15 protein-coding genes are annotated in these 13,328 nt (G+C 74.9%); 8 read left to right on the forward strand and 7 right to left on the reverse strand.

The window, feature by feature from the left end:
• The first annotated feature begins 523 nt into the window (after positions 1-523).
• A complete protein-coding gene (locus tag ACFQRF_RS11335; RefSeq protein WP_379871001.1) occupies positions 524-1,108 on the forward strand; it encodes a PadR family transcriptional regulator in 585 nt (194 codons plus the stop codon).
• Positions 1,109-1,186: 78 nt separating this feature from the next.
• Here the strand turns inward: ACFQRF_RS11335 and ACFQRF_RS11340 are convergent, their stop codons facing one another.
• Positions 1,187-1,708, reverse strand: a complete 522-nt coding sequence (locus ACFQRF_RS11340; protein ID WP_379871002.1) for a DinB family protein — start codon at positions 1,706-1,708, stop codon at positions 1,187-1,189.
• A gap of 154 nt (positions 1,709-1,862) precedes the next feature.
• Here ACFQRF_RS11340 and ACFQRF_RS11345 point away from each other — a divergent pair, with 154 nt between their 5' ends.
• Positions 1,863-2,501: a hypothetical protein gene (locus tag ACFQRF_RS11345; RefSeq protein ID WP_379871384.1), complete on the forward strand. Its 639-nt coding sequence runs from the start codon at positions 1,863-1,865 to the stop codon at positions 2,499-2,501.
• Between the two features lie 204 nt (positions 2,502-2,705).
• On the opposite strand, the gene ACFQRF_RS11350 is transcribed toward ACFQRF_RS11345, so the two are convergent.
• The 6 genes from ACFQRF_RS11350 to ACFQRF_RS11375 all read right to left on the reverse strand — a co-directional run bounded on the left by ACFQRF_RS11350 (position 2,706) and on the right by ACFQRF_RS11375 (position 8,349).
• Positions 2,706-2,879 carry a hypothetical protein gene (locus ACFQRF_RS11350; RefSeq protein WP_379871003.1) on the reverse strand — a complete coding sequence of 58 codons (174 nt, stop codon included), beginning with the start codon at positions 2,877-2,879 and terminating at the stop codon, positions 2,706-2,708.
• Between the two features lie 597 nt (positions 2,880-3,476).
• Positions 3,477-4,586 carry a TIGR04222 domain-containing membrane protein gene (locus tag ACFQRF_RS11355; RefSeq protein WP_379871004.1) on the reverse strand — a complete coding sequence of 370 codons (1,110 nt, stop codon included), beginning with the start codon at positions 4,584-4,586 and terminating at the stop codon, positions 3,477-3,479.
• A 171-nt stretch (positions 4,587-4,757) separates the two neighbouring features.
• Positions 4,758-5,240, reverse strand: a complete 483-nt coding sequence (gene ybaK, locus ACFQRF_RS11360; protein WP_379871005.1) for a Cys-tRNA(Pro) deacylase — start codon at positions 5,238-5,240, stop codon at positions 4,758-4,760.
• 39 nt (positions 5,241-5,279) lie between these two features.
• The gene (locus tag ACFQRF_RS11365; protein WP_379871006.1) at positions 5,280-6,347 is read right to left on the reverse strand and encodes a TIGR04222 domain-containing membrane protein; all 1,068 of its coding nucleotides are present in this window, start codon (positions 6,345-6,347) and stop codon (positions 5,280-5,282) included.
• A gap of 600 nt (positions 6,348-6,947) precedes the next feature.
• Positions 6,948-7,625 (reverse strand): LON peptidase substrate-binding domain-containing protein, encoded by a 678-nt coding sequence (locus tag ACFQRF_RS11370; protein WP_379871007.1) that lies wholly within the window; start codon positions 7,623-7,625, stop codon positions 6,948-6,950.
• A gap of 157 nt (positions 7,626-7,782) precedes the next feature.
• Complete coding sequence (locus ACFQRF_RS11375) at positions 7,783-8,349, reverse strand: ferritin (RefSeq protein WP_379871008.1); 567 nt, start codon at positions 8,347-8,349, stop codon at positions 7,783-7,785.
• A 247-nt stretch (positions 8,350-8,596) separates the two neighbouring features.
• Here ACFQRF_RS11375 and hisD point away from each other — a divergent pair, with 247 nt between their 5' ends.
• The 6 genes from hisD to priA all read left to right on the forward strand — a co-directional run bounded on the left by hisD (position 8,597) and on the right by priA (position 13,291).
• Positions 8,597-9,910 carry a histidinol dehydrogenase gene (gene hisD / locus ACFQRF_RS11380; RefSeq protein ID WP_379871009.1) on the forward strand — a complete coding sequence of 438 codons (1,314 nt, stop codon included), beginning with the start codon at positions 8,597-8,599 and terminating at the stop codon, positions 9,908-9,910.
• Entirely contained in the window at positions 9,907-10,995 is a 1,089-nt protein-coding gene (locus tag ACFQRF_RS11385; protein ID WP_379871010.1) for a histidinol-phosphate transaminase, read from the forward strand. The genes hisD and ACFQRF_RS11385 overlap by 4 nt, the downstream gene beginning before the upstream one ends.
• A 39-nt stretch (positions 10,996-11,034) precedes the next feature.
• Entirely contained in the window at positions 11,035-11,628 is a 594-nt protein-coding gene (gene hisB / locus ACFQRF_RS11390; protein WP_379871011.1) for an imidazoleglycerol-phosphate dehydratase HisB, read from the forward strand.
• Positions 11,629-11,787, forward strand: a complete 159-nt coding sequence (locus tag ACFQRF_RS11395) for a hypothetical protein (protein WP_379871012.1) — start codon at positions 11,629-11,631, stop codon at positions 11,785-11,787.
• A gap of 68 nt (positions 11,788-11,855) precedes the next feature.
• On the forward strand, positions 11,856-12,491 hold the full coding sequence (gene hisH, locus ACFQRF_RS11400; protein WP_379871013.1) for an imidazole glycerol phosphate synthase subunit HisH: 636 nt from the start codon (positions 11,856-11,858) through the stop codon (positions 12,489-12,491).
• A gap of 71 nt (positions 12,492-12,562) precedes the next feature.
• Entirely contained in the window at positions 12,563-13,291 is a 729-nt protein-coding gene (gene priA, locus ACFQRF_RS11405) for a bifunctional 1-(5-phosphoribosyl)-5-((5-phosphoribosylamino)methylideneamino)imidazole-4-carboxamide isomerase/phosphoribosylanthranilate isomerase PriA (RefSeq protein ID WP_379871014.1), read from the forward strand.
• The last annotated feature ends 37 nt before the right edge of the window (positions 13,292-13,328 follow it).

The raw sequence follows: 13,328 nt of genomic DNA on the forward strand, positions 1-13,328 counted from the left end.
GGCGGCTCGCCGCTCGGTGTTCCTGGTCGCGCTCGCCGCCTCGCCTTCCTCCGCCGCCGACACGAAGAGGGGCTACGCCAGGGGTGTCGGCGGCTCCGGAAGCTCGGCGGCTCGCCGCTCCGTCAGGGCCCGTCAACTCGAACGAGTTGGCGGGCCCGTTCGCGTATCTGGGGGTGGGTGACGGGGCCGCATGGCCGCGGAGGTGTTGACGGCGATTGTGTGCCGATATATCGTCTGACTATCTCGACAGTATGCAACCTATCGAAGGAGTGTCGTGACGATGGAGATGGCACTGCCCTGGAACTGGGGCGGACGAGTCGGCCGGGCCATACCGCGCGGCAGAGGCTGGTATCCGCCGCGCGCAGTGGAACCGCCGGAACCCCCGGAACCAGAGACCGGGGGCCCCGGCCTGCCCTGGGCCGAGATGGCCGGTCCCGGGGGCCGGCACGGTGGCCACCACGGTCACCGTGGGCACCACGGCGGCGGAGGCTTTCCGCCGCCCCGGCCGGAAGGACCGTGGGGAATGCCATGGGGCATGCCGCACCCGCCCGGTCCAGGCGGCCCGTTCGGCGGCGGCCACGGACCCTGGCACCGGCCCCGCGGCCCGCGTGCCCGGCGCGGCGACGTCCGCACCGGCATCCTGCTGCTTCTGGCCGAGGAGCCGCGCAGTGGCTACGAGATCATCCGGGAGGGCCGAGAGCGCAGCCACGGCGCATGGCGGCCCAGCCCGGGGTCGGTCTACCCGATGCTGCAGCAACTGGAGGACGAGGGCCTCGTGCACCCGGTCGAGACGGCCCGGGAGGGACGCCGCCGCCCCTTCGAACTCACCGAGGAGGGGCGGCGCTACGTGGAGGAGCACGCCGACGAGATGACGCCTCCCTGGGAGGCGGCGGCCGAGCAGTACGCCGACACCCCCGAGGAGTACGCGGAACTCGGCAACCTGGCCAGTCAGTTGACCGCCACCGTGCTGCAGGTGGTCCAGTCGGGCACCCCCGACCAGGTCGAGCGCGCGACCCGGCTGCTGGCCGAGACCCGGCGCGGGCTGTACCGCATCCTCGCCGAGGACGACACGGGCACCGGCCCGGGCGGCGGGGACGGCGGCGACTGACCCGCGGGCCGCGGGTCCCGCCGCCCCGAGACGGGGCGGCGGCCCGCGGCCCGGGCGAGTCGGTCCCGTCGGTCCGGGTCACTCTCCGGTGACGCCGTCCGCCGACTCGCGGACGATGTCGAGGTGCCCGTTGTGCCGGGCGGTCTCCGTCAGAAGGTGCATGAGCACCCAGCGCAGCGTCACCGGGGACCCACCGGCCGGCCGGCGCCGCGCCGCCGAGTTGAGCTCCAGCCGCCCGGTGATCTCCCGGGACCGGGCGCACTGCGCGGCGTAGGCGTCGAGCAGCGCGGGGAGCGGACCTTCCGCGCCGATCCGCCACTCGGCGTCCGGATCGCCCGCGTGGTAGGGCCCCCGGTCGGGCAGGCCGAGCAGCACCACCTCGAACCAGTAGTGCTCCACCCACCGCAGGTGCGCCACGATCCCGCCCACCGACATCAGCGGCGAGGAGGCGACCGGGGAGCGGCCGGCCAGCGCCGGGTCCAGGCCGGCGCACTTGTGGTGGACCGTGCCGCGATGCCAGTCGAGCCACGCCGACAGCATGGTCAGCTCGTCGGCGGCGGTCGGCGGAGCCCGGCGCGGATCGATCGACGTATCTGCCATGGCGGCAATTGTGACCGGGCTCGGCAGGGGGCACCACTGGTTTACCGGCCGACGGCGGTACGGTTCGTTGGGCGGCGTGCCGACCGGGGCCGTCCGCCGAACGCCCCGACCCGCCGGCCGGCGGACCGAGGCCGGAGAGGAGAACGGACCTGTGATGCGGCGACACTTCGTCGTGGGCGGGACGGCGTTGGGGATCGTCACCGCGCTCGGGCTTCCGCTGGGCCTGCTGTGGTGGGCGGTGGCCCCGCGCGCCGAGATGACCGTCTCGCGGGACGGCGAGCCGCTGCCGTACCCGCTGTCGGAGGCGCTGTTCGCCGCGGAGGGCCACTTCGCGATCATGATGGCCGCCACCGGCCTCGCCTGCGGGTACGCCGGTTACCTGGCCCAGTACCGCTGGTCCGCCCGGCACCGCGTCGACCTCCGGCTGGCCATGCTGCTCGGTGTCACGGCCGGCACGGCGCTGGCGGGCGTGGTCGCCTGGCGGACCGGTGTCCTGCTGGACGCCCCCACCGCCCGGGAGGCGCTCGCGCAAGCGGCCCCCGGCGACATCGTGCCGGCCGCGCTGGACGTGCGTTCGGTCAGCGCCCTGCTGATGGGGCCGTTCGTCGCGGTGCTCCAGTACGGCCTGTTCGACGCGATCAGTATGTGGCGGCGGGACCTGCCGTTCCTGCCGGACGAGGAGGCGCGGGAACCGCAGGCCGAGCAGGAGATCCGGGCCGATCCGGCGGACGGCGCCGAACCGTCGCCCGCGCGTCCGCCGGTGCTGCGTTCCGAGGACGGCGCCACGGGCTGAGCCGCCGGGCCGCGGCACCGTCATCGGTCCGGCGGTAACGCCCGCTAGCCGAGTTGTTCCGATGTCTGGTGGGTGTCCGGGCATGCAGAGCGGGCGTTCACGATCGCGTTGTGACGCAAGACCTGGACACCCTCCACACTGCACTCCACGTGGAGATCGACGACGGACCAGAGATGAAGCGGCGCACGCCCCACCCGCCACGCCTCACCGCCCCCGAGCCGCCGCGCCCGGCCAGGACGCCTCGCGTTCGGCCGCGCGGGCGTGGAACTCCGCCACCGGCACGCCGAACCTTTCCGGAGCGCCGCCCACTTCGTTCAGCGCGATGAACCGGGTGCAGCGGTACAGCGCGGTGTCCTCGCCGCCCTTGGCGGCCACCATCCCGCTGGTCTGCTGGATGCGGCGGGCCGGCTCGCCGCCCGGGTCGGCGCGTACGGCCGCGTCGATCCGGGCCAGCGTGTCCGCGACACCGGGCCGGCACCGCCGGGCCGGACCGGCCGGGCAGGCGCGGGGAGAGGCGGCCGATCCTGCCCGGGGCCGGGCGCGGTCACCGTCGCCCGGGACCGCATCCCAGGAGTACGCGGGCCACGGCCACGCCGACCGGTTCGGCGCGTCGGTCAGCGGCCGGGCGGGTCCGTGCGCCCACCGGGCGGAAGGCAGAACGTGGTCGTCCTGATGGACAGTGCGCCGTGCGGCGCGTCCCGGCTCGTCGTCCCGCGCTGATCGTGGGCGCCCTTCGCCAGCCGAATCGGCCTCTGACACGCCGGGAACCGCTCGGCCGCAGGAGATCCAGCGGCCCCGGCGGCGAGTCCCGGCGGGAACCGGTGTGCCCGCGACCCGGGGATGCAGGTGCGCACTGGGGCGGCGACCGTCGGCCGGCACGTCCGCGGCCGGCCGGACACCTCCATGGCGTCGCTCAGCGCTGCCGGACGTGCGGTCCCGGCCGCGGGCCGGGTCCGGCACCTGCCCGGCCACCCGTCACCGGCCCGCCGCTCCTTCGTCCGGATCACGGCGGGCTTCGTCGGTGCGCCGGGCCGCGGGTGCCCGCCACGAGGAGGAGCCGAGGGACAGCGAACGGCCGGCGGTGCGGCCTCGGGCGCTCACCCGGCGGCCGCAGGCCAGCGCGAAGCTGCGTGCGGCGGCGAGCTCGGCGGACGGGGGAGACGGGGCGCGCCGGCCACCGGCGTCGCGGCGCAGGGCGGCCAGGCCGTGCAGGGCGACCGTCCGCAGGACGGTGTCCCGGGGCGTTTCCCCGGTGGACGCGGCGCTCTCGGCCAGGAGAACGTCGCCGGCCGGGCTCCGCGCCCCGGGCCGTCCGCCGACGGCGAGAACGGCCTGCGCGGCGGCCCACGTGGCGAACAGCGGTGCCCCCAGCAGCACGCCGGGGCCGGGCGCGAGCGACAGCGCCCCGGCGGCCGCGATCGCGAGGGCGGCCGAGGCCGCCGCCACCGCCCCGCCGATCCAGCGCCGGACCGGCACCAGCGCCGCTCCGCAGCACAGCACGGCCGCGCCGAACGCGAGCGACCGCTCGTCCAGCGGCGCGGAGGAACCCGCCTCCCCTCTCAGCGACAGCCCCGCCCCCGCCGCCGCGATGCCGCCGGCGAGCAGGTGCACCAGCCGCACCGCCGCCGGGACGCCGCGCAACGTCGGCACCGCGGGCGGGCCGAGCAGCAGGCCGAGCCGGCGCAACCGCCGCACCGGTGCCGCCGCCGCGTCCGCACGGGCCACCGCCGCCACCAGCCGTCCGGCGGGCGTCGCGGCGCCGTCCGGCAGCCGGGCGTCCAGCAGCCGGGGAAAGACGTCACCGGGCAGCTCCGCCGCCCGTGCGGTGGCAGGGCGGGCCACCGTGCCACGGCCGTACGCGGTGATCCGGCCCGCCAGGTAGAGGTCCGCCAGCGCCACCTCGCCGATCCGGCCGGGGCCCGCCGCCAGCACGGCGAGCTCGTACGCCGAGAGTTCGTCGGCGCCCACCGCGGGGCGCGCCGGCGCCAAGGCCCGGATCCGCGCGTGGCGGATCCCGAGCAGCACGAGGCAGCCGGCGGCGAGGGCGTAACCGGTCACCGCGCCCAGCACGAGCGCCTCCACCATCACGCCTCCCTCATGCGGCCCGCCGGGAGAGCCGGGTGCATCCACGGTAGGCCGCGGCCCGGTTCGAGGAAAGAGGTGGTGCCCGTCACATTCTGTTGGCGCGCCGGCGGGGGTCCGGTTGCCACTCCCGGTGCCGCGGACATGCCGCCCGCGGCGCCGACCCCGGTACGGTCAGGGCCGTGCCGCGATGGGGGCGACGACCGCGTCGGTGAGGGCGACCAGTTCGGTGGGGGCCAGCTCCATCTGCAGCCCGCGGCGGCCGGCGGAGACGTAGACGGTGGCGTGACCGGTGGCGGAGGAATCGACCACGGTGCGCAGCCGCCGTCGCTGGCCGAGCGGGCTGATGCCGCCGCGGACGTAGCCGGTGGTGCGCTCGGCGAGCCGAGGGTCGGCCATGGCGGCCTTCTTCCCGCCCACCGCCGCCGCCAGTGCCTTGAGATCCAGGGAGCCCGCCACGGGCACCACCCCGACGGTCAACGTGCCGTCGACCGCGGCCACCAGCGTCTTGAACACCCGCTCGTGCGGTACACCGAGCGCGTCGGCCGCCTCCTCACCGTAGGAGGCCCCGTTGCCCGCCGCCTCGTAGGTGTGCAGCCGGAAGTCCGCCTTCGCCCGGGTCGCGGCCACGGTGGCCGGCGTTCCCTTCCCACTCACGTTGCGGTCCCTTCTCGCTGGTGCGTCAGATCCATGCGCTCATTCTCCGCCGCCACCGCCGCCGCCCCCGCCTCCGTCACCACCGCCGCCACCGTCTCCGCCACCCCAACCGCCGCCGGAGTCCCCGCCGCCCCAGCTCCCGCCGCCCGAGTCGCCGCCGAAGCCCCAGGAGCCGGAGTCGGGCGAGGTGGCGCAGTGGTCCGCGAAGCCGTGCACCTCCTCCCGGGGATCGCCGACGGCCACGGTGGACGCCCCGTGGTCGGTCGCGGAAACGACGGACGTGTCCCCGCCGCCGTGGAACGACCGCCGCCGCCGGCCGCGCGTACGGGTGAGGCCCTGCAGGGCGGCGTATCGGAGCTGGGCGGTGCGCCGATCACCGTCGGTGGCCGCCTCCCGGAAGGACCGGTCGATGGACGCGCGGGCCTGCGCCAGCACCGCATCGCAGGCAGCTGTGGCGCCGCTCCGCCGGCGGCCCACCGCCCGGCCGAGCGCGGACAGCACCACCCCACCGGCGAGCAGCACGCCGCTCGTGAGCAGGCCCGTGTCGGCCGCCGGAGTGCCGGAGGACCCGGCCCAGACCAGGGTGGCGACGACGCCCCCGGCACCGGCGACGGCCAGCAGCCGGACCAGTATCGTCGCGCTCGCGTGCTCGCGCAGCGCCCGGTCCCACCGGGGACCGATGTGGAGACCGGCCCGCCCGAGCTCGCTCTGCACCGCCAGGTGGTTGCGCCCGGCCACGGCCCGTCTGATCAGCGGTCCGGCCGGAGTCGTGACACGGCCTCGCATGATGCGCAGGAGGACTCCCGCCATGGGCCCATCGGATGCGGGCCGGGAACGGGCGGAGCCCACGACGGTGAACGTCCCGCCGCGCTGCCGGCGGATCCGGCCCGTGAGGTAGAGCCGGAGCAGTGCGACCTGGGCCATCCGCTCGGGACCGCCGGCCAGGAACGCCAACTGCTCGGGGGACAGGTCGGCGGGGCCGGGTGCCGGCCGGTCCGCTTGGGCACGGCGCCGGGAGCGCCGCAGGCGGGCGGGAGCGCTCAGCGGAACGGCGAGTAACAGCACCAGCAGCACGGCTGCGGCGGGGAACAGGAGGCTGGGCGGCATGGCGGGTCCTTCGGGGGTCGGGGACGCGCCGCACGGGCCGCCACCCGGCGCAGGGGGCGGGTTCCCCGCGTCCGGAGTCGGCGGCCCGCCCGGCTCGATCGCGTGAGAACGAGTGTGCCGCTGCGCCGCCACTCCCGCCACCCTCGGTCCGCCGATCCGTGGACGAGCGTGATCGGCGTTCGCCGCCGCGATGGCGGACGGCGCGCGGTCACGGCACTCTCCGGTGCCGCGGGCCATGCGGCCCGGCGAGTGCGCGCCGGCCCTGAACCGGCCGAGCCGGGCGGTCGGCGGGTGCCGGACGCCGGACGGGACGCCATGGACGGCTCGTCGACTGCGGGAGGAGAGCGCTCGCGGCGGCGGTCACCGTGCCGGGCGAGCCCCGGATCACGACGCTTCCGTTTGTACGCGCGGGCGCCGCGCTGGGCAGGCACGTGACCGCGGAACCGGGGCGTCCCGGTCCCGCCCGGGCGGCCGCCGTTCCGGAGCGGTGAGCTCCGCCCGGCTCACCGCGGACGCGGTGGCGCCCCGCGTGAGACCGGCGTCGCCCGAGGGCGATCGGCCACGCCCGCTCATGACAGGCACCGGCCCTGGCGCGGGCGCTCAGTTCAGGTTGATGTCCCGCCGCAGGAACGGCCCCGCCGGCAGGGTGGGCAGCGCGCCGATGACGCGGATCTCCCGGCGGAGCAGGTCGGCCGTCAGGCCGAGCCGGGCGGCGGCGTGCTCGGCCTCCAGCAGGTGCTGCTTCTCCGCCTGGTCGGCGACCAGTGCGGCGGCGACGGCGTAGGAGAGGGCCAGCGGGTCGGTGGGGAAGTCGCCGGGCGGCGCGGCGGGCATGCCGATTGCGGTGAGGCGTTCGCAGTACCGGGCGAACAGGCGGCCGACCCGCTCGGCCTGCCGCTCGGCGCCGGGCCCCGGTTCGTCCGGCAGCGGTGTGGTGGCGGCGCGCAGGTAGGGATGGTCGGAGTCGGGGTCCACGAAAGCGTCGACCCGGAACCGCTCCGCGCCCTCCACGATCACGTCGTAACGGCCGTCCTCGTGCCGGCGGACCGTCCGCACCTCCGCAAGGCAGCCCACCTCGGAGAGCTGGTGCGCCGACGAGGCCCCCACCTCGTGGCCGAGTTCGATGCCGATGATGCCGAATCTGCGCGGCTCGTCCGCCGGCAGTGCCAGCAGGTCGGTCATGAGGTGCCGGTAGCGATCCTCGAAGACGCGCAGGGGCAGGCTCAGGCCGGGGAACAGCACGGACCCGAGCGGGAAGAGCGGCAGCCGGTGGGGCATTGCACAAGTATGCCCACAGGCCGACGGCCGTCCAGGACCTGGCGGCCAGGCGGCCCGCCGGTCGCGTCCGGCCCGGCGCACGCCCCGATGACCGAGCGGGCCGGGCCGGCCGCACCGTCCCGGCGCCCGCCGCGGACGCCGCGGCCGGGGCGGCCGGTCAGACCGTCAGCGCCGGGCCGGCCGTGGCCGGAGCGGTGGGGTCGCCGCCCGTCGTGTCGGGCATGTCGCGGGCGACGAACGTCTCGACATCGAAGAGGTTGCCCTTGCTGCGGTCCACGACGGCCAGCAGCGTGGACATCTTCGCCACCTCCTCGGTCTGCTCCTTCAGGAACCAGTTGAGGAACTGCTCACCGGTGTAGTCGTTCTCCTCGCGGGCCGCGCGGGCGAGCAGATGGAACTGCTCGGTCACCTCGCGCTCCTGGCGCAGCGCGAGCGCCACCAGATCGCGCGGAGCGTCGAACGAGTTCTGGATTTCCCCGGTGCCCGGAATCGCCACCGGCACGCCCTCGTCGATGAGGAAACGCACGATCATCATCGCGTGGTCGCGCTCCTCCAACGACTGCCGGTAGAAGACGCGGGCGAGTTGCGGCAGGTCGCGGTCGTCGAACCACGCCGCGATCGCGATGTACTGCTGCGAGGCGGTGAACTCGTGGCGGATCTGGTCCACGAGGAGCCGGTGGAACTTGGAAAGGCCGTGTGTCAGGGTCTCGCTCGTCGAAGTCATGATTCGACAATAGCGCACGAATTACGGCGAAGCCATTAAGGAAACGGTAACTTCAGCCACTAAGGAAAGCCTATTCGAATTTCGCTGAGGTAAGGCGTCCCAAAGTTAGGTGACACTTGTTCGCGGCATTTATGGTGAGGCTTCCCTAAAACCCCGGCCCGCTGCCGCGCCCGCCCGGCGGCACAGCGCGGACCCAGCGCCGCCACGTCCCTCGTACCAGGTGGGAGCGGGGCCGTCGGCCCCTAGAATGAGCATCGTGATCTCCCGTATCGATCTCCGAGGCAACCCGGCCGACCCGCGCGACCTGCTGCCGCGCGCCGCCATGGACGTCGAGGCCGCGGCGCAGCAGGTCCGCCCCATCTGCGAGGACGTCCGCCATCGCGGCGTCGCGGCGCTGGTCGGCCTGACCGAGAGATTCGACGGCGTGCGGCTCACCGACATCCGCGTCCCGCGAGAGGCCATCGACTCCGCGCTCGCCGGGCTGGACCCGGCCGTGCGCGCGGCCCTGGAGGAGTCGATCCGCCGCGCCCGCCTGGTGCACCACGACCAGCGCCGCACCGACACCACCACCCAGTTGGTGCCCGGCGGGACCGTCACCGAGCGCTGGGTACCGGTCGACCGCGTGGGTCTCTACGTGCCCGGCGGCCGTGCGGTCTACCCGTCCAGCGTCGTGATGAACGTCGTCCCCGCCCAGGAGGCCGGGGTGCCCTCGCTGGCCGTGGCCTCGCCGCCGCAGGCGGAGTTCGGCGGGCTGCCGCACCCCACCATCCTGGCCGCCTGCGCGCTGCTCGGCGTGCACGAGGTGTACGCGGTCGGCGGCGCCCAGGCCATCGCCATGTTCGCCTACGGCGCCGGCGACTGCGCCCGCGCCGACATGGTCACCGGCCCCGGCAACATCTGGGTCGCGGCCGCCAAGCGGCTGCTCCGGGGCGTCATCGGCATCGACTCCGAGGCCGGGCCGACCGAGATCGCCGTGCTCGCCGACGACACCGCCGACCCCGGCCACGTCGCCGCCGACCTCATCAGCCAGGCCGAACACGACGTCGTCGCCGCCGCGGTGCTCATCACCGCCTCCGAAGAGCTCGCCGACCGGGTCGAGGCCGAACTCGCCCCCCGGGTCGCGGCCACCAAGCACAGCGAGCGCATCACCGAGGCGCTGTCCGGCCCGCAGTCCGGCATCGTGCTCGTCGACGACCTCGACCACGGCCTCGCCGCGCTCAACGCCTACGCCGCCGAACACGTCGAGATCATCACCGCCGACCCCCGCGGCGTGGCCGCGCGGGTCCGCAACGCCGGGGCCGTGTTCGTCGGCGCCTACGCCCCGGTCTCCCTCGGCGACTACTGCGCCGGATCCAACCACGTGCTGCCCACCGGCGGCTGCGCCTGCCACTCCTCCGGGCTCAGCGTCCAGTCGTTCCTGCGCGGCATCCACGTCGTCGACTACGACCGTGACGCCCTCGCCGGGGTCGCCCACCACGTGGTGGCCCTCGCCGAGGCCGAGGACCTGCCCGCCCACGGCGAGGCCGTCACCGCCCGCGTCGGGCGAGGGGAGAACGCGTGAACGAGATCGGCCTGGACGACCTGCCCATCCGCGACGACCTGCGTGGCCGCAGCCCCTACGGCGCGCCGCAACTGGCGGTCCCGGTCGCGCTGAACACCAACGAGAACCCGTACCCGCCGTCGCCGCGGCTCGCCGAGGCCCTCGGCCGGGCCGTCGCCGGCGTCGCCTCCGGCCTGAACCGGTACCCCGACCGCGATGCCGTGCGGCTGCGCGCCGGACTGGCCGAGTACCTCGGCCACGGGCTCGACGTCCGCCAGGTCTGGGCGGCCAACGGGTCCAACGAGGTGCTGCAGCAGATCCTGCAGGCCTTCGGCGGCCCCGGCCGCACCGCCATGGGGTTCGAACCCTCCTACTCCATGCACCCCATCATCACGCACGTCACCGGCACCACCTGGACGCCGGTCCCGCGCACCCGCGACTTCGACATCGACGTCGAGGCCGCCCGGGTCGCCATCGCCGTGCACCGGCCGGACGTCGTCTTCCTCACCTCGCCGAACAACCCCACCGGCACCGCGCTGTCCCTGGAGACCGTGGAGGCCGTCGCGGCGACCGCGCCCGGCGTCGTTGTGGTCGACGAGGCCTACGCCGAGTTCCGTCGCGAGGGCACCCCCAGCGCGCTCTCCCTGCTGCCCACGCACCCGCGGCTCATCGTCGTCCGCACCATGTCCAAGGCGTTCGCCATGGCCGGCACGCGGGTCGGCTACCTCGCGGCGCACCCGGCGGTCGTCGACGCCCTCCAGCTGGTCCGGCTGCCCTACCACCTCTCGGCCGTCACCCAGGTGGTGGCCGGCACCGCCCTGGAGTTCGCCGACGAGCTCCTCGGCGCCGTGAAGCAGTTGCGGGCCGACCGTGACGCGCTCGTCGACTGGCTGCGCGAGCACGGGTTCCGGGTCGCCGACTCCGACGCCAACTTCGTCCTGTTCGGCGAGTTCACCGACCGCACCGCCGTCTGGCAGGCGATGCTCGACCAAGGTGTGCTGATCCGCGAGGTCGGCCCGCCCGGATGGCTGCGCGTCACCATCGGCACGCCCGAGGAGATGGCGCACTTCCGCACCGCGCTGCTCGCCGCCACCGGCCGTGCCTGACCGCGCCCACATCCCGACACCAGGAGAACCCGAACCGACATGAGCCGTACCGGACGCGTCGAACGCACCACCAAGGAGACCAAGGTCCTCGTCGAGATCGACCTCGACGGCACCGGCGTCGCCGACATCTCCACCGGCGTGGGCTTCTACGACCACATGCTGGACCAGCTCGCCAAGCACGGGCTGTTCGACCTCACGGTCCGCACCGAGGGCGACCTGCACATCGACTCCCACCACACCATGGAGGACACCGCCCTGGCGCTGGGCGCGGCGTTCCGCGAGGCGCTCGGCGACAAGGCCGGCATCCGCCGCTTCGCCGACGCCAAGGTGCCCCTCGACGAGGCGCTCGCCGAGGTCACCGTGGACCTGTCCGGCCGCCCCTACCTGGTGCACTCCGAACCGGAGAACATGGCCCCCGTCATCGGCCGCGACTACGACACCACGATGACCCGGCACATCTTCGAGTCGTTCGTCGCACAGGCCCGCGTGGCGCTGCACATCCACGTCCCCTACGGCCGCAACGCCCACCACATCGTGGAGTGCCAGTTCAAGGCGTTCGCCCGCGCGCTGCGCTTCGCCAGCGAACGCGACCCGCGCGTCTCCGGCGTACCGTCGACCAAGGGCGCACTATAGATGGACGACCTCTGGCCGCTGCTGCTCGTCGCCCTCGGGGGACTGCTGGCCGGCGGGACCATCGCCCTGTGGAAGACGAGCAGGGTCATGTCCGTGCTGCTCGCCGGCTGCGCGGCGCTCGCCGTGGCCTCCGGCGTGCTGCGCCTCGGCTACCTGTGACCCGACCACCCCGGCCGCGCCGGGCACCCTGACCCGGCCACCCGACACACCGAAAGGCACGACCCACCGTGCGACCACGCGTCGTCATCCTCGACTACGGATCGGGCAACCTGCGCTCGGCCGAGCGGGCCGTCCAGCGGGCCGGCGCCGACGTCACCGTCACCGGCGACCCGCACGCGGCCCTGGAGGCCGACGGCCTCCTCGTCCCCGGCGTCGGCGCGTTCGCCGCCTGCATGAAGGGGCTGCGCTCCGTCGGCGGCGACCGCGTCATCGGCAAACGGCTGGCCGGCGGGCGTCCGGTCCTCGGGATCTGCGTCGGCATGCAGATCCTGTTCGAGCACGGTGTCGAGCACGGGGTGCGCACCGAAGGCTGCGGCGAGTGGCCCGGCACCGTCGAACGGCTGTCCGCCCCGATCGTCCCGCACATGGGGTGGAACACCCTCGACATCGCCGAGGGCTCCCGGCTGTTCGCCGGCGTCGACCCCGGGGAGCGCTTCTACTTCGTGCACTCCTACGGTGTGCTGAACTGGGAGCTCACGGCCACCGACCCGCACATCGCGGCGCCGCTGGTCACCTGGTCCCGGCACGGCGCGCCGTTCGTCGCCGCCGTGGAGAACGGCCCGCTGTGGGCCACCCAGTTCCACCCGGAGAAGTCCGGCGACGCCGGCGCCCGGCTGCTCGCCAACTGGGTCGGCACGCTCTGACGGCGCTCCCGCGCCCGGCGCCGCCCCGCCTCCGCCGTTCCACACCACTCAACGGATAAGGCCCAGATCGCATGTCGTCCACACTCGAACTCCTCCCCGCCGTCGACGTCGCCGGCGGCCAGGCCGTCCAGCTGGTGCAGGGCCGCGCCGGTTCCGGGGGGCGGTACGGCGACCCCGTTCAGGCGGCCCTCGGCTGGCAGAACGCCGGAGCCGAGTGGATCCACCTCGTCGACCTCGACGCCGCCTTCGGCCGCGGCCACAACCGCGACCTGCTGGCCCGCATCGTCGGCGAACTGGACGTCAAGGTGGAGCTGTCCGGCGGCATCCGCGACGACGAGTCGCTGGCCGCCGCCCTGGCCACCGGCTGCCGGCGGGTGAACATCGGCACCGCCGCCCTGGAGAACCCGGAGTGGTGCGCCAAGATCATCGCCGAGCACGGCGACCGCGTCGCCATCGGCCTCGACGTGCGCGGTGACACGCTGGCGGCGCGCGGCTGGACCCGCGATGGCGGCGACCTGTTCAGCACGCTGGAGCGCCTGGAGGCCGAGGGCTGCGCCCGCTACGTCGTCACCGACGTCAACAAGGACGGCACGCTCAACGGCCCCAACCTCGACCTGCTCCGCAGCGTCTGCGCCCGCACCGACCGGCCCGTGGTCGCCAGCGGCGGCGTGTCCAGCCTGGACGACCTGCGGGCCATCGCCACGCTCGTGCCCGAGGGCGTCGAGGGTGCGATCATGGGCACGGCGCTCTACGAGGGCGCGTTCACCCTGCAGGACGCGCTCGCGGCGGTGCGCGCGTGAGGCCGCCGGTGCGCACCGGGCGGGCCCCGGAGGAAGG

It is taken from the genome of Marinactinospora rubrisoli (assembly GCF_042664915.1).
In the GTDB taxonomy this organism is placed as follows: Bacteria; Actinomycetota; Actinomycetes; order Streptosporangiales; family Streptosporangiaceae; genus Marinitenerispora; species Marinitenerispora rubrisoli.

Bases quoted from the DNA above. Each gene is read 5' to 3' on its own strand.
- ACFQRF_RS11355 (WP_379871004.1), bottom strand. From the start codon at position 4,586: ATGGTGGAGGCGCTCGTGCTGGGCGCGGTGACCGGTTACGCCCTCGCC.
- ACFQRF_RS11340 (WP_379871002.1), bottom strand. From the start codon at position 1,708: ATGGCAGATACGTCGATCGATCCGCGCCGGGCTCCGCCGACCGCCGCC.
- hisB (WP_379871011.1), top strand. From the start codon at position 11,035: ATGAGCCGTACCGGACGCGTCGAACGCACCACCAAGGAGACCAAGGTC.
- ACFQRF_RS11375 (WP_379871008.1), bottom strand. From the start codon at position 8,349: ATGACTTCGACGAGCGAGACCCTGACACACGGCCTTTCCAAGTTCCAC.
- ACFQRF_RS11345 (WP_379871384.1), top strand. From the start codon at position 1,863: ATGCGGCGACACTTCGTCGTGGGCGGGACGGCGTTGGGGATCGTCACC.
- hisD (WP_379871009.1), top strand. From the start codon at position 8,597: ATGAGCATCGTGATCTCCCGTATCGATCTCCGAGGCAACCCGGCCGAC.
- priA (WP_379871014.1), top strand. From the start codon at position 12,563: ATGTCGTCCACACTCGAACTCCTCCCCGCCGTCGACGTCGCCGGCGGC.
- ACFQRF_RS11370 (WP_379871007.1), bottom strand. From the start codon at position 7,625: ATGCCCCACCGGCTGCCGCTCTTCCCGCTCGGGTCCGTGCTGTTCCCC.
- ACFQRF_RS11365 (WP_379871006.1), bottom strand. From the start codon at position 6,347: ATGCCGCCCAGCCTCCTGTTCCCCGCCGCAGCCGTGCTGCTGGTGCTG.
- ACFQRF_RS11350 (WP_379871003.1), bottom strand. From the start codon at position 2,879: ATGGTGGCCGCCAAGGGCGGCGAGGACACCGCGCTGTACCGCTGCACC.
- ACFQRF_RS11395 (WP_379871012.1), top strand. From the start codon at position 11,629: ATGGACGACCTCTGGCCGCTGCTGCTCGTCGCCCTCGGGGGACTGCTG.
- ACFQRF_RS11335 (WP_379871001.1), top strand. From the start codon at position 524: ATGCCATGGGGCATGCCGCACCCGCCCGGTCCAGGCGGCCCGTTCGGC.